At 74.2% G+C, this 22,917-nt stretch carries 17 protein-coding genes; all 17 read right to left on the bottom strand.

The features are described 5' to 3' along the window. Positions 1-40: 40 nt before the first annotated feature. On the bottom strand, positions 41-853 hold the full coding sequence (gene atpB, locus ACFY07_RS07690; RefSeq protein WP_230650662.1) for a F0F1 ATP synthase subunit A: 813 nt from the start codon (positions 851-853) through the stop codon (positions 41-43). A gap of 255 nt (positions 854-1,108) precedes the next feature. Further along, complete coding sequence (locus tag ACFY07_RS07685) at positions 1,109-1,549, bottom strand: hypothetical protein (RefSeq protein WP_390867832.1); 441 nt, start codon at positions 1,547-1,549, stop codon at positions 1,109-1,111. A gap of 246 nt (positions 1,550-1,795) precedes the next feature. Further along, positions 1,796-3,121: an MraY family glycosyltransferase gene (locus tag ACFY07_RS07680; protein ID WP_390867831.1), complete on the bottom strand. Its 1,326-nt coding sequence runs from the start codon at positions 3,119-3,121 to the stop codon at positions 1,796-1,798. Between the two features lie 107 nt (positions 3,122-3,228). After that, complete coding sequence (glyA, locus tag ACFY07_RS07675) at positions 3,229-4,509, bottom strand: serine hydroxymethyltransferase (RefSeq protein WP_390867830.1); 1,281 nt, start codon at positions 4,507-4,509, stop codon at positions 3,229-3,231. 277 nt (positions 4,510-4,786) lie between these two features. Then, positions 4,787-5,437: a protein-tyrosine-phosphatase gene (locus ACFY07_RS07670; RefSeq protein WP_230651030.1), complete on the bottom strand. Its 651-nt coding sequence runs from the start codon at positions 5,435-5,437 to the stop codon at positions 4,787-4,789. A 140-nt stretch (positions 5,438-5,577) separates the two neighbouring features. Then, positions 5,578-6,225, bottom strand: a complete 648-nt coding sequence (locus ACFY07_RS07665; RefSeq protein ID WP_390867918.1) for an L-threonylcarbamoyladenylate synthase — start codon at positions 6,223-6,225, stop codon at positions 5,578-5,580. A gap of 169 nt (positions 6,226-6,394) precedes the next feature. Beyond that, positions 6,395-7,261 (bottom strand): peptide chain release factor N(5)-glutamine methyltransferase, encoded by an 867-nt coding sequence (gene prmC / locus ACFY07_RS07660; RefSeq protein ID WP_230650649.1) that lies wholly within the window; start codon positions 7,259-7,261, stop codon positions 6,395-6,397. A gap of 69 nt (positions 7,262-7,330) precedes the next feature. After that, positions 7,331-8,407, bottom strand: coding sequence for a peptide chain release factor 1 (gene prfA, locus ACFY07_RS07655; RefSeq protein ID WP_390867829.1), 1,077 nt, complete (start codon positions 8,405-8,407; stop codon positions 7,331-7,333). 209 nt (positions 8,408-8,616) lie between these two features. Continuing rightward, positions 8,617-8,838 carry a 50S ribosomal protein L31 gene (gene rpmE / locus ACFY07_RS07650; RefSeq protein ID WP_230650644.1) on the bottom strand — a complete coding sequence of 74 codons (222 nt, stop codon included), beginning with the start codon at positions 8,836-8,838 and terminating at the stop codon, positions 8,617-8,619. Between the two features lie 184 nt (positions 8,839-9,022). Beyond that, positions 9,023-10,507, bottom strand: coding sequence for an LCP family protein (locus tag ACFY07_RS07645; protein ID WP_390867828.1), 1,485 nt, complete (start codon positions 10,505-10,507; stop codon positions 9,023-9,025). Positions 10,508-10,735: 228 nt separating this feature from the next. Next, positions 10,736-12,517, bottom strand: coding sequence for a trypsin-like serine protease (locus ACFY07_RS07640; protein WP_390867827.1), 1,782 nt, complete (start codon positions 12,515-12,517; stop codon positions 10,736-10,738). Positions 12,518-12,777: 260 nt separating this feature from the next. Further along, the gene (locus ACFY07_RS07635) at positions 12,778-14,604 is read right to left on the bottom strand and encodes a trypsin-like serine protease (protein WP_390867826.1); all 1,827 of its coding nucleotides are present in this window, start codon (positions 14,602-14,604) and stop codon (positions 12,778-12,780) included. A gap of 379 nt (positions 14,605-14,983) precedes the next feature. Beyond that, complete coding sequence (gene rho, locus ACFY07_RS07630) at positions 14,984-17,122, bottom strand: transcription termination factor Rho (RefSeq protein ID WP_390867825.1); 2,139 nt, start codon at positions 17,120-17,122, stop codon at positions 14,984-14,986. Positions 17,123-17,672: 550 nt separating this feature from the next. Further along, entirely contained in the window at positions 17,673-18,590 is a 918-nt protein-coding gene (gene thrB, locus ACFY07_RS07625) for a homoserine kinase (RefSeq protein WP_390867824.1), read from the bottom strand. A gap of 371 nt (positions 18,591-18,961) precedes the next feature. Next, positions 18,962-20,053, bottom strand: a complete 1,092-nt coding sequence (gene thrC, locus ACFY07_RS07620) for a threonine synthase (protein WP_230650621.1) — start codon at positions 20,051-20,053, stop codon at positions 18,962-18,964. 9 nt (positions 20,054-20,062) lie between these two features. After that, a complete protein-coding gene (locus ACFY07_RS07615; protein WP_230650619.1) occupies positions 20,063-21,355 on the bottom strand; it encodes a homoserine dehydrogenase in 1,293 nt (430 codons plus the stop codon). Positions 21,356-21,470: 115 nt separating this feature from the next. Then, positions 21,471-22,862: a diaminopimelate decarboxylase gene (lysA, locus tag ACFY07_RS07610; RefSeq protein WP_390867823.1), complete on the bottom strand. Its 1,392-nt coding sequence runs from the start codon at positions 22,860-22,862 to the stop codon at positions 21,471-21,473. Positions 22,863-22,917 lie beyond the last annotated feature (55 nt).

Below are 22,917 nucleotides of genomic sequence, written 5' to 3'. Positions count from 1 at the left end.
CCACCGGACGACTGCGGGGTGGGAAGGAAGGTCTGCGGTCTCAGTGCGCTTCTTCGAGCGCGCCGGAGACGTAGGTGCTGGCCAGGATCACGAAGATGTAGGCCTGCAGGAACTGGATCAGCAGCTCGAACGCGGTGAGGGCGATGGTCACCACGAAGGAGGTGCCGGCGTAGAGCGCGCCCAGGCTCGGGGTGAGCAGGTACCAGGAGGCCAGCGAGAACATCACGATCAGCAGGTGGCCGGCGAACATGTTCGCGAAGAGCCGGACCGCGAGCGTGAAGGGCCGCACGAAGATGTTCGAGAAGAACTCGATCGGCACCAGCAGGAACATGACCCAGCCGGGGACGCCCGACGGCCAGCACAGGTTCTTCAGACCGCCGACGAAGCCGTGCTTCTTGAAGGTCAGGCCCATGTAGGTGAGCCAGACGACCAGGGTGAGGGCCGCAGGGAAGGCGATCTTCGACGTCACCGGGAACTGGGCGAACGGGATGATCGACATCACGTTCATGATCCAGACGAAGAAGAACAGCGACACCATCATCGGGACGTACTTCTGTCCCTTCTTGCCGATGGTGTCCAGCACGATGGCGCGCTTGACGAAGTCGTAGCCGATCTCGCCCACGAGCTGCATCTTGCCGGGGATCAGCTTCGGCTTCGCGAAGGCCGCGGCGAAGAAGCCGATCACCGCGAGCATGGCGATCACCGACAGCAGCATCGGCTTGTTGACCTCGACGCTGCCGACCGTGAAGAGCGGCTCGAACGTGAAGGTGTGCAGACCCGGCGCCGGGAAGCCGCAGCCAGAGTTCAGGTGGCAGTCGGCCTCAGAGGCGAGCTGCGTGAGTGCACTACTCACCACGGACTCCTTCGTCGTGACGCATGGGAACGGCAACCTCGGTGTGTCGGCGTGACCTGCGGCCACGGGGCGGCACTGGGACTAGATGGGGAAATCGCGGGTCGAGCAAGGGCCCGGAGTCGGGCTCGGGGGGCGATCCGTCCGCTGAGCGGAGGGACCTGGCCGCATCCCGTGCCCGGTGTCGTTCCGGACGATAGCAGCCCGGCCGGTGGGCCCGGGCGCCGCCCCCCTCCCTCGGGAGGGGGAAGGCGGAGGTCATGACCGGCGTTCTGGCTCGGCCTCCCGGGCGCGTTCGGAGGGCGCCTCGGGGACCACGTAGAGCATCTTGGCCTTCATGGCGGCCCGCACCTGGCCGGCGGTCCAGATGAGCGCGCAGCCGAGCAGGGTGAAGGCGAACACCTTGGTGTCGAAGAGGGTCGTCCCCTTGAAGACGGCGAGCACGATGCCGACCAGCAGGATCTGGGTCGTGTAGACCATGAGGCCTGCCGCCATGAAGATCTGCGGGTTGTTCCGCGTCAGGCGGTCCAGGGCGACCTGGCCGAAGCTGAAGAAGCAGACCACGAGAAGCACCCCGAAGAGCGCGCCGAGCAGCCCCTTGGTCCCCACGACGGCGGTCGCGATCGCAACGGCGACGACTCCGGCGACCGCAGTGGGGATTGCGGCGCCACGGAGGATCCGGGCGTCGGTGGACGGCATGTCGGCAGCTCCGGCGGCATGTCGGACGTACGGGGGGACGGGCTGTGGTGAAGGCATCGATCCGGACCGGGGGGAAGGGACGAGCGGGCCTGTCGACCCTCTCCTAGGTCTTTCGGCCGTCTCCCGGTACTCGTGAACGGTATCACAAACTATTTGATACGAGCTTTACCATGTTGGTGTGCTACCTGTCACACCGTCGGCCCATCGGTGCCGCCGATCGGGTGAGGCCGCACGGAGCAGCGGCGGTCACCCCTGCGTACCGCCGGTGCGGCCCGCACCGCCGCCGGGGCCGGCCGAGCCGGCGGCGGTGGAGCCGAGGCGGTGCAGCAGCTCCTCGTCCTCCGCGGAGAAGCGGCCGGCGGTCCCGGCGGGAGCGGTGCCGGGAGCGGGGGCGTCCTCCTCCTCCGCGTCGCGGAAGCGCGGCGGCACCATCGGCTGGAGCGCCTTCGGCGCCCGCGGCCGGAAGCGCGGCATGAGCAGCACGACGATGCCCAGCAGGCAGAGCCCGGCGCCGATCAGCACCACCACGCGGCCGGTGTCGGTCACCGAGAAGGCGACCGTCGAGAAGGCGAAGAGTGCCGCCCAGAAGTACATGATGAGCACCGCGCGGCTGTGCGAGTGCCCGATCTCCAGCAGCCGGTGGTGCAGGTGCTGCTTGTCCGCGGCGAACGGCGACTTGCCCGCCCAGGTGCGCCGGACCACGGCCAGCAGCAGGTCGGCCAGCGGCAGCGCGATCACGGTGAGCGGCAGCAGCAGCGGGATGTAGATCGGCACCAGGGCGTGGATCGCCTCGCGCTGCGAGCCGGCCTCCTCGATCACCACGTCGGGGTTGACCCGGCCGGTGATGGAGATGGACGCCACCGCCAGCATCAGGCCCAGCAGCATGGACCCGGAGTCGCCCATGAAGATCCGGGCCGGGTGCAGGTTGTGCGGCAGGAAGCCCAGGCACATGCCGATCAGCACGGCGCTGAACAGCGCGGCGGGCGCGGCGTCCTCGACGCCGTAGCCGTACCAGAGGCGGTAGGAGTACAGGAAGAACGCCATCGCGGCGATGCAGACCATGCCGGCCGCCAGGCCGTCCAGGCCGTCGATGAAGTTCACCGCGTTGACCATGACGACGACCAGCAGCACCGAGATCAGGGTGCCCTGCATGGGCGTGACCGCCACCGAGCCCACACCGGGGACCGGGATGGAGATCACGGTGAGGCCCTGCCAGACCATGACGCCCGCGGCCACCATCTGGCCGCCCATCTTCACCAGGGCGTCCACGCCCCACTTGTCGTCCAGCACGCCCAGCACCCACATGATCCCGGCGCCGGAGAGCAGCGCCTTCACGTCGCTGCCGTTGTCGAAGACGAACGTCAGGTGGGTGAGGTGGGAGGCGGTCAGCAGGCCCGCGCAGAGACCGCCGAACATGGCGATGCCGCCCAGGCGGGGCGTCGGCTCGCGGTGCACGTCGCGGGCGCGCACCGCCGGCATCGCGCCCGCGAGGATGGCGAACTTCCGCACCGGCGCGGTCAGCAGGTAGGTGACCGCGGCGGTGGTGAACAGCGTCAGCAGGTACTCACGCACCGGGGGCCCTCCCACCTCGCATCGACGGCGGTGCCGCCGCCACGGCACCACACCTTATTCAGACGGACGCCCCGCGTGTGCACCGCGGCTCCCGGAGGTGTCCGGTATCACCGCTTCGGTACCGGTCCGCGCGCCAGTTCGCGCACCCGTGCGGCCAGTTCGCCGCCCCCGTCGGCGGTGCGCAGCGCCCGTCCGGCCAGGACGGCCGCCTCCGCCATCTCCGCGGCCCCCAGGCCGGCGGTGGTCACGCACCCGGTGCCCAGGCGCAGTCCGGAGGTCTCGGCGGGCGGGGCCGTGTCGTACGGCAGGGCGCACTTGCCGAGCAGGATGCCGGCGGCGGCGCAGCGGCGCTCGGCCTCCCGGCCGGTGATGCCGAGCGCGGAGACGTCGGCGGTGACGAGGTGGGTGTCGGTGCCTCCGGTGAGGGGGCGCACGCCCTGCCCGGCGAGGCCGGCGGCCAGCGCGCGGGCGTTGTCGACCGCGGCGTGGACGTAGTCGCGGTAGCGGGGCGTGGCGGCCTCGGCGAAGGCGACCGCCTTCGCGGCGACCTCGTGCATGGAGGGCCCGCCCTGGATGAACGGGGAGACGGCCCGGTCGACGCGCTCGGCCAGCTCGGCGGTGCAGAGCAGCAGGCCGCCGCGCGGGCCGCGCAGCATCTTGTGGGTGACCGCGACGACGACGTCCGCGTACGGCACCGGTGAGGGCGCCGCTCCTCCGGCGGCCAGGCCGAGGGTCTGGGCGGCGGTGGCGACCAGGTAGGCGCCCACCTCGTCGGCGATCTCCCGGAAGGCCGCCCAGTCGATGTGCCGGGGGTAGGTGATGGAGCCCGCGACGATCGCCTTGGGCCGGTGCCGCCGGGCGAGGTCCCGGACCTGGTCCAGGTCGATCAGGCCGTCGTCCCGGCGCACGCCGTAGCCGGTGAACTGGAACCAGCGGCCCGAGAAGTTGGCCTGCGAGCCGACGGTGAGGTGGCCGCCGTGCTGGAGCGACATGGCGAGCACCCGGTCGCCGGGGCGCAGCAGCGCCGCGTAGGCCGCGAGCATGGCGGTGGTGCCGGTGTAGGGCTGCACGTTGGCGTGGTCGGCGCCGAAGAGGTCCCGGGCGCGCTCGACCGCGAGGAGCTCGGCGGCGTCGGCGGCGGCGCAGCCGGTGTGGTGGCGGCGGCCGGGGTAGCCCTCGGCGTACTTGTGGGCCAGCGGGCCGGCGAGGGCGGCCAGCACGGCCTCGGAGGCGGTGTTCTCCCCCGCGAGGAGCTGGAGGCAGTCGCGCCGCCGCTCGGCCTCGGCCGCGAGCACGTCGGCGATCTGCGGGTCGGTCCGGCGCAGGGCCTCCGGGGCCTCCCAGAGCGGCGTGCGGGCGGGGGCGTGCGGGGGCTCGGTGACCGTCATGGCAGGACTCCGGGAGGTGCGGAGGTGGTTCACCCCCAGGGTAGGACGGCCGGGGGCGCACGGCGCGCCGTCGCGTGCCTCGGGGGTCGGCCGGGCCCTCCCCCGGGGCCGGACAGGCGTGGGGCGGGACGGGTGCCGCGGAGGGCCCCGGAGGGCCGCGGGGCCGGGGGCCGGGGTGCCCGCGGGGCCGGGGGCCCGGGGTGCCCGCGCAGAGGGGCAGGCGGGGGGCCCGGAGGCGGCGGCTCAGGGGGCCGGCGGGGGGCCCGGAGGCGGCGGCTCAGGGCAGCGCGACGCCGGTCAGGGCGGTGACCACGGGGTCGATGGCGTGGTAGATCTCCTCGCCGCAGTTGCGGAACATGCTGATGGGCGCACCGTACGGGTCGTCGACCTCGTCGGCCTCCGGCGTGGAGGCGAGCAGCCAGCCGCGCAGCGCCGCGGCGGCGCGGACCAGGGCGCGGGCCCGCGCGGCCACCGCGGCCCCCTGGAGGGGGTCGGGGAGGGTGGCGGGGTCTATCGTCCGCACCAGCCGGGTGAACTCCTTGAGGGTGAAGGTGCGCAGCCCGGCCGCGTGGCCCATGGAGATCACCTGGGCGCGGTGGTCGAGGGTGGCCGTGAGCACCAGGTCGGCGTCGATGACGTGCTCGTCCAGCAGCTCGCGGCCGGCGAACCCGGCCGGGTCGGCGCCGTACTCGCCGAGCACGGTCGCGGCGTGGGCCTCCATCGGGGCGCCCTCGTGGCCCCAGGTGCCGGCGCTCTCCACCACGATCTGCCCGGCGCCGCGGCCGCCCAGGCGGGCGGCGATCCCGTGGCGGGTGAGGCGCTCGGCGATCGGGGAGCGGCAGATGTTGCCGGTGCAGACGAAGAGGATCCGGAAGCGGTCGTGCGGGGTGGGCACGGGTATGCCGTGCGGGCGCCCCTGGGCGGGCAGGGCGGCGCGGCCGGGCGTCCGGCCGTCGGGCGTCCGGGCCTCCGGCACGCGGCCGCCGGCGACCCGGACGCCGGGCAGCCGGATGTCCGTCGCCCGGACGTCGGCCGTCCGGATGTCGGCCGTCCGGATGTCGGGGGCCGTCAACTGCCGGCCTCCAGGTCGGGTACGACCTCCCGCAGCTGCGCCTCGCTGACCGCGCCGGCGCGCAGCAGCACCGGGACCTTGCCGGTGACGTCGACGATGGAGGAGGGCACGGCGTGCTCCGCGCGGCCGCCGTCGAGGTAGACCGACACCGAGTCGCCGAGCTGGCCCTCGGCCTCGTCGCAGGTGGCGGGGGACGGCCCGCCGGTGAGGTTGGCGCTGCTCACGGCCATGGGACCGGTGGTGTTCAGCAGCTCGATGGCGACCGGGTGCAGCGGCATGCGCACGGCGACGGTGCCGCGGGTGTCGCCGAGGTCCCAGCGCAGCGAGGGCTGGTGGCGGGCGACGAGGGTGAGGCCGCCGGGCCAGAAGGCGTCCACCAGCTCCCAGGCGGACTCGGAGAAGTCGGTGACCAGCCCGTGGAGGGTGGTCGGGGAGCCGACCAGGACCGGCGAGGGCATGGCGCGGCCGCGGCCCTTGGCGGCCAGCAGGTCCCGGACGGCGTCCGGCGAGAACGCGTCGGCGCCCAGGCCGTACACCGTGTCGGTGGGGAGCACCACCAGCTCACCGCGGCGGACGGCGGAGGCCGCCTCACGCAGGCCGGTCGCCCGGTCGCTCGGATCTGCGCAGTCGTAGCGGCGGCTCATCGGTGCGGTTCCCTTCCGTACGGGGCTGGTCGCGTTCATGGGCTGGTCGCGTTCATGGGCTGGGGGGGCGCAGGCGGCGGGTCACGGGCCTGCCGGGGCCACGGGATCACGGGGCCGGCGGCCGGCGGGGGCAGGGCTCAGGCCCGGGCGGCCCCGCACGGCCCGCCGGTCACGGCACGGCTCTGCGGGCGGTGGTGAAGCGGGGGCGGTTGTTGAGGTCGCGGTGGTCGGCGGCGTCGGTCCAGCCGCGGTCCTCGCTGAAGATCCACGGGACCTGGCCGCCCTGGGTGTCGGCGTGCTCGACGACGACCACGCCGCCGGGCCGCAGCAGCCGGGCGGCGACCCGCTCGATGCCGCGGATGGCGGTGAGGCCGTCCTCGCCGGAGAAGAGCGCCAGCTGCGGGTCGTGGTCGCGGGCCTCGGGGGCGACGTACTCCCACTCGGTGAGCGGGATGTACGGCGGGTTGCTGATGACCAGGTCGAAGCGGCCGCTCCAGGAGGGGTCGTCCTCGAAGGCGCGGGTGGCGTCGCCCGCGTGCAGGGTGACCCGGGCCCGGTCGGGGCTGGCGTCGACGTTGCGGCGCGTCCACACCAGGGCGTCCTCGTCCAGCTCGAAGGCGTGGACGGTGCTGCGCGGCACCTCCTGGGCGATCGCCAGGGCGATGGCGCCGGAGCCGGTGCACAGGTCCACCACGAGCGGTTCGGCGACGTCCATGTCCCGGACGGCGTCTATCGCCCAGCCCACGACGGACTCGGTCTCCGGCCGGGGCACGAAGACGCCCGGCCCGACCTGGAGCTCCAGGTAGCGGAAGAAGGCGCGGCCGGTGATGTGCTGCAGCGGCTCGCGCGCCTCGCGCCGGGCCACCGCCTCCCAGTACCGGGCGTCGAAGTCGGCGTCGGGGACGGTGTGCAGCCGGCCGCGCTTGACGCCGTGGATGTGCGCGGCGAGCTCCTCGGCGTCGAACCGCGGCGACGGCACGCCGGCCGCGGCCAGCCGCTGGGTGGCCTGGGCCACCTCGGCGAGCAGCAGGTTCATCCGGCCCCCTTCAGGGTGTTGCGGCTTCACGGTGTGCGGGCGGCGTCCGGTGCCCCGGAGCTGCGGCAGTCAGCTCTCCTGGGCCACGGCGAGCTTGGCCGCAGCGTCGGCGTCCACGCAGGACTGGATCACGGCGTCCAGGTCCCCGTCGAGCACCTGGTCCAAGTTGTACGCCTTGTAGCCCACCCGGTGGTCCGAGATGCGGTTCTCCGGGAAGTTGTAGGTGCGGATGCGCTCGGAGCGGTCCACCGTGCGGACCTGGCTGCGGCGGGCGTCGGACGCCTCGCGCTCGGCCTCCTCCTGGGCGGCGGCCAGCAGCCGGGAGCGCAGGATCCGCATGGCCTGCTCCTTGTTCTGGAGCTGGCTCTTCTCGTTCTGGCAGGAGACCACGATGCCGCTGGGCAGGTGGGTGATGCGCACCGCGGAGTCGGTGGTGTTGACCGACTGGCCGCCGGGGCCGGACGAGCGGTAGACGTCGATCCGCAGGTCGTTGGGGCCGATCTCGACCTCGACCTCCTCTGCCTCCGGGGTGACCAGCACGCCGGCGGCGGAGGTGTGGATGCGGCCCTGCGACTCGGTCGCGGGCACCCGCTGCACCCGGTGGACGCCGCCCTCGTACTTCAGCCGGGCCCAGACGCCCTGGCCGGGCTCGGTGGCGCCCCGCGTCTTCACGGCGACCTGGACGTCCTTGTAGCCGCCGAGGTCGGAGGCGTTGGCGTCGATGATCTCGGTCTTCCAGCCGACCCGCTCGGCGTACCGCAGGTACATCCGCAGCAGGTCGCCGGCGAACAGGGCCGACTCCTCGCCGCCCTCGCCGGCCTTGACCTCCAGGATCACGTCCTTGTCGTCGCTGGGGTCGCGCGGGACCAGCAGCAGCCGCAGGCGCTCGGTGAGCTCCTCGCGCTGGTGCTCCAGCTCCTTGACCTCGGCGGCGAAGTCCGGGTCGTCGGCGGCGAGCTCGCGGGCGGTGGCGATGTCGTCGCCGGTCTGCCGCCAGGCGCGGTAGGCCTGGGTGATCGGGGTGAGCTCGGCGTAGCGCTTGGACAGCTTGCGGGCGTTGGCCTGGTCGGCGTGGACCGACGGGTCGGCCAGCCTCTCCTCGAGGACGGCGTGCTCGGTGAGGAGCTCCTCGACTGCCTCGAACATGGGTGGGGCCTTCTTCCCGGGGGCCGGCGTCCTGCGGTGGGGGTGGTCCGCCGTGCGGTCTCCGCCGTGCGGTGTGCTGGGGTGCGGTGCGCTGGTGGTGCGGTGCGCGGTGCGGTGTGCTGCGGGGCGTGGGGGACGCGAACGGCGCCGGTCGGGCAGGCCCCGGCAGCGCGAGGCTGCGGGGGCGCCCGGCCGGCGCCGAGAGGTCGCTACTTCTTGACGGCGTGCTGCTTGCCGAAGCGGGCCTCGAAGCGGGCGACGCGGCCGCCGGTGTCGAGGATCTTCTGCTTGCCGGTGTAGAAGGGGTGGCACTGCGAGCAGACGTCGGCACGGATGACGCCGTCCTTGGCGGTGCTGCGCGTGGTGAACTCGGCACCGCAGGTGCAGGTCACCTGCGTGACGACGTACTCGGGGTGGATGTCGCGCTTCAAGGGTTCTCCTAGTGATCGGGAGGGTACCGGGTCGTACGGCTGGTGCCGTGCGTGAACCGGGACCGACGTACCAGTCTGCCAGGACCGGCTGCATCTTCCCAAACCGGGGCGGGGCCCCCGGTATTCCTGCCGCGGACCCCGCCCCGGGGCGCGGCACCGGGGCGGTGTCCCGGCGCGGCGGGGGTCAGCGGTCCGGGTACGCCCGCAGGGCGGCCGGATCGGCGGGGTCCGGCAGGGCGGGGTCGTCCGGCGGCGGGTCGGACGGGGGCGGGTCGGACGGGGGCGGGGCGTCCGCGGGCCGGCCGAGGGAGGGCCGGTCGGGGCCGGACTGGCCGGACGGGGGCGGACCGGCCTCCGCCGGACCGGGTGCGCCGGGCGCGGCGGGGGCGGCGGGGGCGGCGCGGGCCGGCTCCGGGCGGTGCGCGGGCCGGCGGGTGCGGCCGGCGCCGGAGTGCGCCGTGGCGGCGGCCCGGGCCGGGGCCGTGCGGGCCGGCAACGGGTGCGCGGGGGACGGCCGCACGTGCGCGGAGGGCATGTGCGCGGGGGAGGCGTGCGGGGACGCACCGGGCGCCGACGGGGCGGCGGACGCGGGCCGCGGCACGGAGGTCGCCGGGTTGGCGGGCTGCCGCCGCAGCACCTCCGGCGGGATGGGCCGGTCGTCCTTGAGGGCCGCCCAGAGCCTCCCCGCCAGCGGCTCGTCCGCCACCACCCGGTTGGGGTCGGCGGGCGCGCGGCGGACCGGCATGGTGGCGAGGGAGAGGTCGCCGGGACCGAGGTGCCTGAGCGTCTGGGAGAGCCCGACCAGGGCGTTGACGGACGCCAGGTCGGTGTCGGCGGTGACGGACCGGGTGAGGGTGTCGGCGACCCGGTAGAGCCTGACCGGGTCGGTGAGCAGGCCGGCGCTCCTCGCCCGGGCCAGGATCGACCGCACCATCTGCTGCTGGAGCTCCATCCGGCCCAGGTCGCTGCCGTCGCCGACGCCGTGCCGGGTGCGCACGAAGGCCAGGGCCTGGTCGCCGCCCAGGTGGTGGGTGCCGCGGGGCAGGGTGAGGTGGCTCTGCCGGTCGCTGATGTCGACCGTGGTGGTGACGTCGACGCCCCCGATGGCGTCGACGAAGGCCGCGAAGCCCGCGAAGTCGATCTCCACGAAGTGGTCCATCCGCAGCCCGGACAGGTCCTCCACCGTCTTCACCGCGCAGGCGGCGCCGCCGACCTCGAAGGCGCTGTTGAACATGGTGCGGGGGGCGGCCGGCACGACGGTGCCGTCGGGCCTGGTGCACGCGGGGCGGTCGACCAGGGCGTCGCGGGGCACGGACACCACGGAGGCGTGCCGGTGGTCGCGCTCGACGTGCACGACCATCGCCGTGTCCGAGCGGGCGGTGCCGTCGTCGGAACCGCCGGCCTTGGCGTGGTTGGCCCCGGCGCGCGAGTCGGAGCCGAGCAGCAGGATGTTGAAGTCGCCGTTGGTGGACGCGGGCGGCCTGGCCCTGCCGAGGAGGGAGTCGACGTCGACACCGGTGATGTTGCGGTTCAGCTTCCAGTACGCGAAGCCGCCGAATCCGGCGCCGGCCAGGAGCACGGCGGCGAGCGCCAGGCCGGCCGTCCGCAGGCCGCGGCGGCCGGGTCTCCCGGAGGGGGTCGGCGGCTGGTCCTTCCGCTGCTCGGCCATGGTGCTGGGTCCGTCCTCGGTACGCCGCCCGCACGTGCGCGGGACTGCTCGGGGGTGGGACGTCCTGCGCCTCCTCCGCGGTTCCCTTTTCGCCCGCAATGCACCCGATGGGTGGATATCGAGCATAAGGGGGGCGGCAGCGGAACGGCCGCCGACACGGCTGCCGGAGCAGTCGTGTCGGCGGCCGTCGAGGCCGTGCCGCGGGTCCCGGACCGGCCGGGACCCGGATCAGCCGAGGAGGGTGTAGGAGCCGAAGCTGCCGGTGCCCATCTGGATCTTGGCGCCGAAGGAGCCGTTGCCCTTGCCCGGGTACAGGTACAGGTACCCGCTGGTGAAGCGGATCAGCAGGTCGGCGTGGCCGTCGTTGTTGACGTCGCCCACCGCGGCCAGCGCGTTGGCGGACGTGAAGCCGCTGCTGCTCAGGGTCCTGCGGGCGCCGAACGTGCCGTTGCCCGCGCCCGGGTACAGGTAGAGCGCGCCGGCGGAGGTGCGGCCCACCAGGTCGGCCTTCCCGTCGCCGGTGACGTCGCCGTGGCCCACCAGCTGGCTCAGGCCCTGCAGGCCGGAGCCGACCTGGAAGCGGGAGCCGAAGGAGCCGTTGCCCTTGCCCGGGTACACCCAGACCTTGCCCGCGCTGTCGACGGTGAGCAGGTCCGGCAGGTAGTCGCCGGTCAGGTCGCCGGGCGTGACGATCTGGCGCACCGTGCCCCAGCCGGTGGCGAGCCTGGTCACGGTCCAGTCGCTGCCCGTCCAGTACTCGCGGTACAGGGAGCCGTTGGTGCCGCGCTCGATCAGGTCGTTGACGCCGTCCCGGTCGAGGTCGGTCTGCAGCACCTTGTTGAAGCTGTTCCAGCCGGTGCCCGTGGAGGCCCGGTAGCGCATCGTGGCGCCCTCGTAGACGTAGCCCTGGCCGCTGGAGGTGCGCACCAGCAGGTCGGCCTTGCCGTCACCCGTGAAGTCGGTGTCGGTGATGCGCTCCAGCGCGGTGGCGGTGTAGGCGCTCAGCTTGGTGAAGACGCTGTACCCGCCCTTCTCCACGCAGTCCGGCGCGCCCCAGGAGACGATGCCGGCGATGCGGCCGTTGACCACCAGCGGACCGCCGGAGTCGCCGTGGCAGCTGCTGACCGTGCCGGCGGTGGTGCCGCTGGCCGGCTTGCCCGCGCAGAACATCTTGCCCGCCGCGAAGTAGCCCTTGGTGTCCGGCAGGCTGTTCATGGCGGTGGCGCAGGCCGAGTCGGAGACGACCGGCAGGGTCGCCCGGCGCAGCTGCGGCGACAGGTCGGCGTCGGGGTCGTCGGCGCCCGTCGTCAGACCCCAGCCGTAGACGGTGCCCGTGGTGCCGGGCGCGTACGAGGCGGTGTCGCCGGCGGCGACCAGCTTGGTGGTCGGCATCCGGACGGGCTGGTCCAGGGTGAGGACGGCGACGTCGTTGCCGAGGTCGTCCTGGGTGTTGCCGAGGAAGGACGGGTGGCTCCACTGCCGCCACACGCCCACCGGGGTGGCGTTCGGGTCGGCGAGGGTGGAGGTGCCGTAGAACACGAGGCCGTTCGACTTCCAGTCGAGGCCGGCGACGCAGTGGGCGGCGGTGAGCACCTTGTCCGGCGCGACGAGCGTGCCGCCGCAGAACATCGCGGTGCCGTCGTCGAGCAGGTACCACAGCTGCACCATGGAGGGAGCGCTGCCGATGGAGATCGGGGTGCCGCCGATGATGCGGCTGATGCCCCCCGTCGGCAGCTTCGGGGCGCCGGGGCGGCCGCTGCCGACGACGCCCTTGCGGGCGGCGGCGCGGAGGCGCGCGGCGAGCGAGGAGCCGTCGGTGCGGCTCTGCCCGGCCTTGGCCGGGGTTTCGAGGGTCCCCGTGGTGGACGCGTCCGCCGGGAGGGTGGCCCCGGCCCACGCGTCGCTGACGGCGGCGGCGCCGCCGGTCGCCAGCGTCGTCGCGAGGGCGACGGTGGCGAGTCTGTTCCGGCGGGTCCGGCGCATGCCGGACCCGCGCTGAGCAGGATTCACTGATTCTCCTGTGGGAGAGAGGCGACGCCCTCCCCCTGAGGGCGTCCGCACGGATCAGTCGGCAGGCTGCCGATCGAAGATTCGATCATGGCACTCACGTCCGACAGGCAGATGCTAGTGGTGCGTGGACGGACCATGGTCGACAGGCGGGCGGACTGTGACAGAATCCGGAATTTTTCCGGGAACCTTCTCCCCCAAAAGCACACGACCGCGCCCCCGCCCGGTGTTCCGGGCGGGGGCGCGGTCGCGCCGGGGCGGGGTCAGCCGAGGATGGTGGCGGAGCCGAAGCTGCCGGTGCCCATCTGGATCTTGGCGCCGAAGGTGCCGTTGCCGTTGCCCGGGTACAGGTAGAGAGAGCCGGTGGTGAAGCGGATCAGCAGGTCGGCCTTGCCGTCGCCGTTGACGTCGCCCACGGCGGCCAGCGCGTTGGCCGAGGCGAAGCCGCTGGTGCTCAGGGTCCTGCGGGCGCCGAACGTGCCGTTGCCCGCGCCCGGGTACAGGTAGAGCGCGCCGGCGGAGGTGCGGCCCACCAGGTCGGCCTTCCCGTCGCCGGTGACGTCGCCGTGGCCCACCAGCTGGCTCAGGCCCTGCAGGCCGGAGCCGACCTGGAAGCGGGAGCCGAAGGAGCCGTTGCCCTTGCCCGGGTACACCCAGACCGCGCCCGCGCTGTCCACGCTCAGCAGGTCGGGGTTGCCGTCACCGGTCAGGTCGCCGGGCGCCACGATCTGGCGCACCGTGCCCCAGCCGGAGGCGAGCTTCGTGTTGACCCACGCGTAGCTGTACAGGTCGTAGTGGCGCCAGTAGAGGCTGCCGTCGCTGGACTTGCGCATGACCAGGTCGGTGGCGCCGTCCCGGTTGAGGTCGGTCTGGACGACCTTGTCGTAGTACTGCCAGCCGGTGCCGGCGGACCACCGGTACTTCATGGTGGCGCCGAGGTAGGCGTAGGACTGGCCGGTCGTCGAGGAGGTGCGGACCAGCAGGTCGGCCTTGCCGTCGCGGCTCCAGTCGTTCTGCTTCGGGGCGTCGGCGGCGGTGATCTGGGCCTGCGCGTCCGTCGCGTAGGTGGCCACCTTGGTGTACACGTCGTAGCCGCCCGCGGTGATGCAGTCGCCCGAGCCCCAGGAGACGATGCCCGCGATCCGGCCGTTGACCATCAGCGGGCCGCCGGAGTCGCCGTGGCAGCTCGCCACCGTGGTGGTCTCGCTGCCGGTGCCCGGCTTTCCGGCGCAGAACATCTTCCCCGGGACGAGGTAGGACTCCACGGCCGGCGTGGCCGGGTCGTCCGTGATCTTGTCCATCGCGGGCTTGCAGGTGCTGTCGTCGACGAGCGGCAGGTCGGCCTTGCGCAGGTCGGCCGAGATGCCCCCGGACGACGACGAGGTGGTCTGGCCCCAGCCGTAGACGGTGCCGGTGTTGGTCGCGGCGTAGGACGCGGTGTCGCCGGCGTCGACGAGCTTGGCGGTCGTGTACGGCAGCGGGGTGTCCAGGGTGAGGACGGCGATGTCGTTCTGCAGGGTGTCCATGCTGAAGGACGGGTGCTGCCACTGCTTCCAGACGCGCACGGCCTTGCCGTTGGCGCCGTTCCACTGCGCGGCGGTGCCGCCGACGACCACGCCGTTGTCGTGCCAGTCGAGGCCGTCGACGCAGTGGGCGGCGGTGAGGACCTTGGTGGGCGCCACCAGGGTGCCGCCGCAGAACCAGCCCTCGCCGGAGGACGCGTCGTAGTACCAGAGCTGGACCATCCACGGGGCGGTCGTGATGGTCGTGGAGGTGCCGCCGATGATGCGGGGGCTGAAACCGGTCGACCCCGGCGAGGGGGAGCCGGAGGGGCTCGCGGTCGGCGAGGGGAGGCCCTTGACCTTCCCGTGGTGGAGGGCTTTCATGACGCGCTCGCCGAGGTAGGACACGGGGCGCTGGGGGGCCGCGGCCGCCTGGGCGACGGGTCGCCCGGCGGCGGTGTTCGAACCGGCCCAGGCCTGGGACGCGGCGAAGGCGCCGCCGCCCGCCAGGACCGTGGCGAGGGCGATGGCGGGGAGCTTGTGCCGGCGTATCCGGTGCTTCCCGGACGCGCGCTGAGCAGGGTTCACTCGGTCTCCCGGTGCAGAAGAGAGGCGCCCGTCGCAGAGGGCGCCAGAAGACGTGTGCCGGTGGGCGGCCCTGGGGGCGGCGCTCACTTCCGACGCGGCGATGCTAGTGGCACCCAAACCTGCCGTGACCGATGGGGTCGGTGTTGTGACAGATCCAAGACGTTCGCCGACCGGTTGCGACCGGATCGTCCGGTTGCGGCCCCGCCGGCCCGCGGCACGGCCGGCCGGTCCGGCGGCCTGCCGGCCCGGCGCCCGCGGTCAGGCACGGCCCGTCCGGCGTCCGGCGCCCCCGTCGGGCGCACCCGTCCGGGCGCGGCCCGCACACGCCGGAGCCCCCGGACCGCGGGTGCGGTCCGGGGGCTCCGGGGGGCGGCGGGCGTCAGTCGGACGAGCCCGGCGTCGTCTTGGCGATCTGCATCAGGAACTCGCCGTTGCTGCCGGTCTTCTTCATCCGGTCCAGCAGCAGCTCGATGGCCTGCTGCTGGTCCAGCGCGTGGAGCACCCGGCGCAGCTTCCAGACGATGGCCAGCTCCTCGCTGCCCAGCAGGATCTCCTCCTTGCGGGTCGAGGACGCGTCGACGTCCACGGCCGGGAAGATCCGCTTGTCCGAGAGCTTGCGGTCGAGCTTGAGCTCCATGTTGCCGGTGCCCTTGAACTCCTCGAAGACCACCTCGTCGGCCCGGGAGCCGGTCTCCACCAGGGCGGTGGCGAGGATGGTCAGCGAGCCGCCGTTCTCGATGTTGCGCGCGGCGCCGAAGAACTTCTTCGGCGGGTAGAGCGCGGTCGAGTCGACACCGCCGGACAGGATGCGGCCGGAGGCCGGCGCCGCCAGGTTGTAGGCGCGGCCCAGGCGGGTGATGGAGTCCAGCAGGATCACCACGTCGTGGCCCAGCTCCACCAGGCGCTTGGCGCGCTCGATGGCGAGCTCGGCGACGACGGTGTGGTCCTCGGCGGGCCGGTCGAAGGTCGAGGAGATGACCTCGCCCTTCACCGACCGCTGCATGTCGGTGACCTCCTCCGGACGCTCGTCGACCAGGACGACCATCAGGTGGCACTCGGGGTTGTTGCGGGTGATCGCGTTGGCGATCGCCTGCATGATCATCGTCTTGCCGGTCTTCGGCGGGGCGACGATCAGGCCGCGCTGGCCCTTGCCGATGGGGGCGACCAGGTCGATGATCCGGGTGGTCAGCACGCCCGGGTCGGTCTCCAGGCGCAGCCGCTCCTGCGGGTACAGCGGGGTGAGCTTGCCGAACTCGGGGCGGCTGCGGCCGGCCTCCGGGTCCATGCCGTTCACCGAGTCCAGGCGCACCAGCGCATTGAACTTCTCACGGCGCTCGCCGTCACGCGGCTGGCGGACCGCACCGGTGATCGCGTCGCCCTTGCGCAGGCCGTTCTTGCGGACCTGGGCGAGGGAGACGTACACGTCGTTCGGGCCGGGCAGGTAGCCGGAGGTCCGCACGAACGCGTAGTTGTCCAGGATGTCCAGGATGCCGGCGACCGGGATCAGGACGTCGTCCTCGCCGATCTGCGGCTCGTTCGCGCCCTCGAAGCCGTCGCGGCGGCCGCCCCGGCGGTTGCGGTCGCGGTAGCGGCCGCGGCGGCCCCGGCGGCCGCCCTCGAAGTCGTCGTCGTCCTGCTGGTCGCGCTGCTGGTCGCGGCGCTGGTCGCGGCCCTGATCCCGCTGCTGGTCGCGGCCCTGGTCCCGCTGCTGGTCCCGCTGCTGGTCACGGCCCTGGCCGCCCTGCTGGCCACCGTCCTGGCGGGTCTCCTGGCGGTCCCGGTCGCGGTCCCGGCGGTTGCGCCGGTCGCGGCGGGTCTCGCGGTCCCCGCCCTGGCCGTCGGGGCCGCCCTGGCCGTCGGCCGCCTCCTGGCGCTCGGGGCGGTCGCCCCGGTCGCGGCGCTCGCGGCGCTCGCGGCGGCCCTCGCCGCCCTGGCGGCCGTCCTCGGCGGGACGCTCCCGGGTCTCGGTGGCCACCGCGGCGGCCGGCTCGGCGCGCTCGGCGACGGCCTCCTGCACGGCCTCGGCGTCCGCGCCGGGGGCGCCGGCGGCCGAGGTCGCCCGGCGGCGGGGCCGCTCGGCACGGGCCGGGGCCGCGGTCTCGGCCGCGGCGGTCTCGCCCGCGACCTGGCCGGGGATCTCGATCTGCTGCGCGGGCTCCGCCTCGACGGCGCGGGCGCGGGTGCGCCGGGCCGGCTTCTCGGCGGGGGCCTCGGCGGTGGCGGCGGCCTTGGCCTGGGCGGCGGAGCGCTTCGCGGCCGGGGCGGCCGGGGCCTCCCCGCCGGCGAGCAGCGGGTCGCCGCCGTTCTTCTCCTTGATGGCGTCGATGAGCTGGCTCTTGCGCATGCGCCCGGTGCCGCTGATGCCGAGGCCGGAGGCGAGCTGCTGGAGCTCGGCCAGGACCAGGCCGTTCAGGCCGGAGCCCGTGGTCCTGCGACGCTTGGGCGCGGGGGCGGCAGCTGCCGCGTCCGGCGCATCGGCGTCCGGGCGCGCGCCCATCAGATCGGTGGTGTCGCTCACGAAGGGTCCTTCCCTGGAGCGGACGTCGGCCTGTCTGGCTCGGCGACCGGTTGTGCTGTCCGTCCTGCGTGGTGTGCAGGTCCGGGGCGGTGTTCCGCCGGGTGGCGGTTGAAGGTGGTGGTGGCTGCGGTGCGCCAGCGCGGTCCGGCCGGACGCGTCGGCCCCGCGCCGCCGTGCCGCTCTGGATTCCGGGCCCCCGTCGCGCGGCGGTGTCCCCGACACCCCCGGGCGCGGCCTCAGGTGGAGGCCGGCGGCTGCGGGCGTCCCCTAGAGCGTGTGGGGCCGGGCACCGTCACGGCTTCGGGACGCGGCCGTACACGCGCAGGCAGGCTGCGTACGCGGTGAGGCAGGCTCCCGGAGAATCGTGGTCCCGGGCTTCCGGTGTACCCCGTCGTGACGGGGGGCCGGGATCGGGACGCTCGGCACCGGTCCCCGGAGGGGTCCTGGTGCACGCATGAGATTAACACTACTGGACCCAACAAACATTCCCCTACCCCGTGTGCGCCAATCGTGTCCCGCGACATCGCCGCCCCCTCCCCGCGGGCCGCCGTCAGACCTCCAGCGGCAGTACCGCCGCGCCGCCCCGGTCGAGCTCCAGGCGGTGCGCGGCCCACTCCGGGCCGGCGGAGCGGACCAGCTTGTCGGCGGCACCGTCGTCGGTGAGCGCCAGCACGGTCGGCCCCGCGCCGGAGACGACCGCCGCGACGCCCTCCGCCCGCAGGGCGGCGACCAGCGCGGCGCTCTCCGGCATGGCGGAGGAGCGGTAGTCCTGGTGGATGCGGTCCTCGGTGGCCGGCAGCAGCAGTCCGGGACGCCGGGTGAGCGCCTCCACGAGCAGCGCGGCACGGCCGGCGTTGACGGCGGCGTCGGCGTGCGGGACGGTCCGCGGCAGCAAGCCGCGCGCCGTCTCGGTGAGCAGCGGCGTCGCCGGGACGAAGACGACCGGCACCACGTCGGCCGAGGGCTCCAGCCGGACCGCGCGGGCGGCGTCCTCGTCCGTCCAGGCCACGGTGAAGCCGCCGAGGAGGCAGGCGGCGACGTTGTCCGGGTGCCCCTCCAGCTCGGAGGCGAGCGCCAGCAGGCCGGCGTCGTCGAGGACCGACGGGCCGCCGATGGCCACCGCGCGCGCGGCGACGATGCCGGCGCAGATGGCGGCGGAGGAGGAGCCGAGGCCGCGGCCGTGGGGTATGCGGTTGGCGCAGACCACCTCCAGGCCGCGGGGCTGGCCGCCGAGCACGTCGAAGGCCGCGCGCAGCGAGCGCACCACCAGGTGGCGCTCGTCCCGGGCGAGCGTGTCGGCGCCCTCGCCCGCTATGTCCACGTGGAGGCCGGAGTCGGCGACCCGGACCACGACGTCGTCGTACAGCCCCAGGGCGAGTCCGAAGGCGTCGAAGCCGGGGCCGAGGTTGGCGCTGGTCGCGGGGACCCGCACCCGGACGGCTGCGGCTCGGAACGCGGGACCGGCCATGCGGTGGACTCTCCTGGTGCTCGGTGGGTGCTGGACTGCCCGCGGGGGGCTGGCTGCCGCTCGCGCGGGGCGAGCCCGGCGTCCGCGGGCCCGGTCGGGACCCGGCACTGCGCGGGTCCGGACGGGGCGGCACGCGCCGGTGCCGGGGCGCGGACGGCATGGACCGGCGGACTGTGCCACCGGCGCTTCCCAGGGTAGCGAAGAGGGCTTCCGGCGCGGTACACCCTGCGGCGCCCCGGTCCGCCGTGTTGCCCGGCCGGTCCGGCGGACCGGCCGCCCCGCTCGGCACGGCCGCCGCGCTCGGACCGGCCGGTTGCGCCGGGTCGGCCGGTTGCGCCGGGCCGGTGCGGGGCGGGCGGCCCGGCGGGCGGTCAGCCGGCCAGGCCCAGCCGCTGCGCCGCGGCGTCGGCGTCGACGGGCACGACCACGGGCTGCGGCGCGCCCATGACGGCCCAGTCGGGGTCCTTGAGGCCGTTGCCGGTGACGGTGCAGACGATCCGCTGGCCCGGGTCGACCAGGCCGCGCTCGGCGGCCTGCAGCAGGCCGGCCACCGAGGCGGCGGAGGCCGGCTCCACGAAGACGCCCTCACGGGAGGCCAGCAGCCGGTAGGCGGCGAGGATCTGACGGTCGGTCACCTTGTCGATGAGCCCGCCGGACTCGTCCCGGGCGGCCAGGGCGAAGTCCCAGGACGCCGGGTTGCCGATCCGGATCGCGGTGGCGACGGTCTGCGGCCTCAGCACGGGGGCGCCGTCGACGATGGGCGCGGAGCCCGCGGCCTGGAAGCCCCACATCCGCGGCCGGCGGGCGGCCATGCCGTCCGCCGCGTACTCGGTGTAGCCCTTCCAGTAGGCCGTGATGTTGCCCGCGTTGCCGACCGGGAGGACGTGCACGTCCGGGGCGTCGCCGAGCGCGTCGACGATCTCGAAGGCGGCGGTCTTCTGCCCCTCGATGCGGACCGGGTTCACCGAGTTCACCAGGGCGACCGGGTACCGGTCCGACAGGCCGCGGGCGAGGGTGAGGCAGTCGTCGAAGTTGCCGTCCACCTGCAGGATACGGGCGCCGTGCACCAGCGCCTGGCCCATCTTGCCCAGCGCGATCTTGCCCTGCGGGACGAGCACCGCGCAGACCAGGCCGGCCCGCACCGCGTAGGCGGCGGCGGAGGCGGAGGTGTTGCCGGTGGAGGCGCAGATGACGGCCTGCGCGCCCTCCTCCTTGGCCCGCGAGATCGCCATGGTCATCCCCCGGTCCTTGAAGGAGCCGGTCGGGTTGGCGCCCTCGACCTTGAGGTACACATCGCAGCCGGTGCGCTCGGAGAGGAGCTGCGCCGGGACGAGGGGGGTGCCGCCCTCCAGGAGGCTGACCACCGGGGTGGCGTCCGTGACCGGCAGGCGGTCGCGGTACTCCTCGATGAGGCCGCGCCACTGGTGGGTGTGGCGCCGGGGGCTGTCGACGACGGCGTTCATGCTGCTCTCCTACTCCCCTTCGACCCGCATGGTGCTGGCCACGTCGCGCACGCTGTCCAGCGCGCGGAGCTTGTCGACCGTCGCCGACAGGGCGGCGTCGGTGGCGCGGTGGGTCACCACCACGAGCGAGGCGTCGCCGTCGCGGCCCTGCTGGCGGACGGTGTCGATGGAGACGCCGTGCTCGGCGAAGACGGTGGCGACCTGGGCGAGCACGCCCGCGCGGTCGGCGACGTCCAGGCTGACGTGGTAGCGGGTGACGACGTCGTCCATCGGGCGGGCCGGCAGCTCCGTGTACGCGGACTCGCCCGGGCCGGTGGCCTCGGCGACCTTGTTGCGGCAGACGGCGACCAGGTCGCCCAGGACGGCGCTGGCGGTCGGGGAGCCGCCGGCGCCCGGGCCGTAGAACATCAGCCGGCCGGCCGCCTCGGCCTCGACGAAGACCGCGTTGTACGCCTCGCGGACCGAGGCCAGCGGGTGGCTGAGCGGGATCATCGCGGGGTGGACGCGGGCCGTGACCGCGCGGCCGTCGCGGGAGCGCTCGCAGATGGCGAGCAGCTTGACGACGCAGCCCATCTGCCGGGCGCTGCGGATGTCGGCGGCGGTGACCTCGGTGATGCCCTCGCGGTAGACGTCGGCGGCGGTGACCCGGGTGTGGAAGGCGATGCCGGCCAGGATGGCGGCCTTGGCGGCGGCGTCGAAGCCCTCCACGTCGGCGGTGGGGTCGGCCTCGGCGTAGCCGAGCGCGGTGGCCTCCTCCAGCGCCTCGGAGTAGCCGGCGCCGGTGGAGTCCATCTTGTCGAGGATGAAGTTGGTGGTGCCGTTGACGATGCCGAGCACCCGGTTGACCTTGTCCCCGGCCAGCGACTCGCGCAGCGGGCGGATCAGCGGGATGGCGCCGGCCACCGCGGCCTCGTAGTAGAGGTCGGCCCCGGCGGCGGAGGCGGCGGCGTGCAGGGCCGCGCCGTCCTGGGCGAGGAGCGCCTTGTTGGCGGAGACGACGGAGGCGCCGTGCTCGAAGGCGGAGAGGATGAGGCCGCGGGCGGGCTCGATGCCGCCGATGACCTCGACCACGACGTCGACGTCGTCGCGTTTGACCAGCTCGGCGGCGTCGGTGGTGACGAGGTGCCCGGGCACGCCGGGGCGCGGGCGGCCGGCCCGGCGCACGGCGACGCCGGCGAGCTCCACCGGCGCGCCGACGCGTGCGGCGAGGTCGGCGGCGTGCGTCGTCATGATGCGGGCGACCTCGGAGCCCACCACTCCACAGCCCAGCAGCGCCACCTTCAGCGGCCGCGTACGCATCATCCGACTCCGCTCTCGTCGTCCGTCGCCGAGTGGCCCCCGCAGGGCCCTCCGCCCCAGTTTCGTGGAGTTCCGGGACGGATCTCCGCTCGTTCCACGATCTGAGACCAGGATTTCGTCAGCCGATATCGAGACGCAGGAGATCCTCCTCCGTCTCGCGCCGCACGACCGCGCGGGCGTGCCCCGCCTGCACCGCCACCACCGGCGGGCGCAGCGCGTGGTTGTAGTTGCTCGCCATGGACCGGCAGTAGGCGCCGGTCGCCGGGACCGCGATCAGGTCGCCCGGGGCCAGGTCGGCGGGGAGGAAGGCGTCACGGACCACGATGTCGCCGGACTCGCAGTGCTTGCCGACCACGCGGGCCAGCATCGGCTCCGCGTCCGAGGTGCGGGAGACCAGCGCCACGGAGTACTCGGCGTCGTACAGGGCGGTGCGGATGTTGTCCGACATGCCGCCGTCCACGCTGACGTAGGTGCGCAGGCCCTCCAGCGGCTTGACCGTGCCCACCTCGTACAGGGTGAAGGTCGTCGGGCCGGCGATCGCGCGGCCCGGCTCCACCGACAGCCGCGGCACCCGCAGCCCGGCCGCCTCGCACTCGCGGCGCACGATCGCGGCGAGCGAGCGGGCGATGTCCGCGGGCTCGGCCGGGTCGTCGTCGCTGGTGTAGGCGATGCCGAGGCCGCCGCCGAGGTCGATCTCCGGCAGCTCCACGCCGTGCTCGTCGCGGATCCCGCTCAGCAGGCCCACCACGCGGCGGGCGGCGACCTCGAAGCCCGCGGTGTCGAAGATCTGCGAGCCGATGTGGGAGTGGATGCCGGCCAGCTCCAGGCTGTCCAGCTTCAGCACCCGCCGCACGGCCTCGGCCGCGGCGCCGCCGGCCAGCGAGAGGCCGAACTTCTGGTCCTCGTGGGCGGTGGCGATGAACTCGTGGGTGTGCGCCTCGACGCCGACGGTGACGCGGACCAGCACCTTCTGCCGGACTCCCTGCTCGTCGGCGACGAAGGCGAGGCGGGCGATCTCCTCGAAGGAGTCCACCACGACGTGGCCGACGCCGGCCGCGACGGCCTGCTCCAGCTCGTGCGCCGACTTGTTGTTGCCGTGGAAGGCGATGCGCGCGGCGGGCATGCCGGCGGAGAGCGCCACGGCCAGCTCGCCGCCGCTGCACACGTCGAGGTTGAGGCCCTCCTCGTGCAGCCAGCGGACCACCGCCCGGCACAGGAACGCCTTGCCCGCGTAGTAGACGTCGGCGTCCTCACCGAACGCCTCCCGCCAGGCGCGGGCCCGGGCGCGGAAGTCGTCCTCGTCGAGGATGTAGGCGGGCGTGCCGAACTCCTCGGCGAGGGTCCGCACGTCGACGCCGCCGACGGTCGCGGCGCCGGACGGCCCGCGGGAGACGGTGCGCGCCCACACCTTGGGGTCGAGCGCGTTGAGGTCGGCGGGCGGGGCGCTGTAGTGGCCCTCGGGCAGGACGTCGCCGTGGCGCGGGCCCGCGGGGTGCGCGGAGCGGCTCATGGTGCTGATCTCTCCCTCTGTGCGCGGGGGCGGCGGGGTGAGGTCACCGCCGCCG

Origin of the sequence: Streptomyces sp. NPDC001380 (assembly GCF_042895785.1) — a bacterium.
Classification (GTDB): Bacteria; Actinomycetota; Actinomycetes; order Streptomycetales; family Streptomycetaceae; genus Peterkaempfera.
This window is presented reverse-complemented; position numbering and strand designations above follow the sequence as displayed.

Excerpts from the sequence above, each read along its gene's own strand:
- ACFY07_RS07685 (WP_390867832.1), bottom strand. The coding sequence starts at position 1,549 with ATGCCGTCCACCGACGCCCGGATCCTCCGTGGCGCCGCAATCCCCACT.
- glyA (WP_390867830.1), bottom strand. The coding sequence starts at position 4,509 with ATGACGGTCACCGAGCCCCCGCACGCCCCCGCCCGCACGCCGCTCTGG.
- ACFY07_RS07665 (WP_390867918.1), bottom strand. The coding sequence starts at position 6,225 with ATGAGCCGCCGCTACGACTGCGCAGATCCGAGCGACCGGGCGACCGGC.
- prmC (WP_230650649.1), bottom strand. The coding sequence starts at position 7,261 with ATGAACCTGCTGCTCGCCGAGGTGGCCCAGGCCACCCAGCGGCTGGCC.
- prfA (WP_390867829.1), bottom strand. The coding sequence starts at position 8,407 with ATGTTCGAGGCAGTCGAGGAGCTCCTCACCGAGCACGCCGTCCTCGAG.
- ACFY07_RS07645 (WP_390867828.1), bottom strand. The coding sequence starts at position 10,507 with ATGGCCGAGCAGCGGAAGGACCAGCCGCCGACCCCCTCCGGGAGACCC.
- thrB (WP_390867824.1), bottom strand. The coding sequence starts at position 18,590 with ATGGCCGGTCCCGCGTTCCGAGCCGCAGCCGTCCGGGTGCGGGTCCCC.
- thrC (WP_230650621.1), bottom strand. The coding sequence starts at position 20,053 with ATGAACGCCGTCGTCGACAGCCCCCGGCGCCACACCCACCAGTGGCGC.
- ACFY07_RS07615 (WP_230650619.1), bottom strand. The coding sequence starts at position 21,355 with ATGATGCGTACGCGGCCGCTGAAGGTGGCGCTGCTGGGCTGTGGAGTG.
- lysA (WP_390867823.1), bottom strand. The coding sequence starts at position 22,862 with ATGAGCCGCTCCGCGCACCCCGCGGGCCCGCGCCACGGCGACGTCCTG.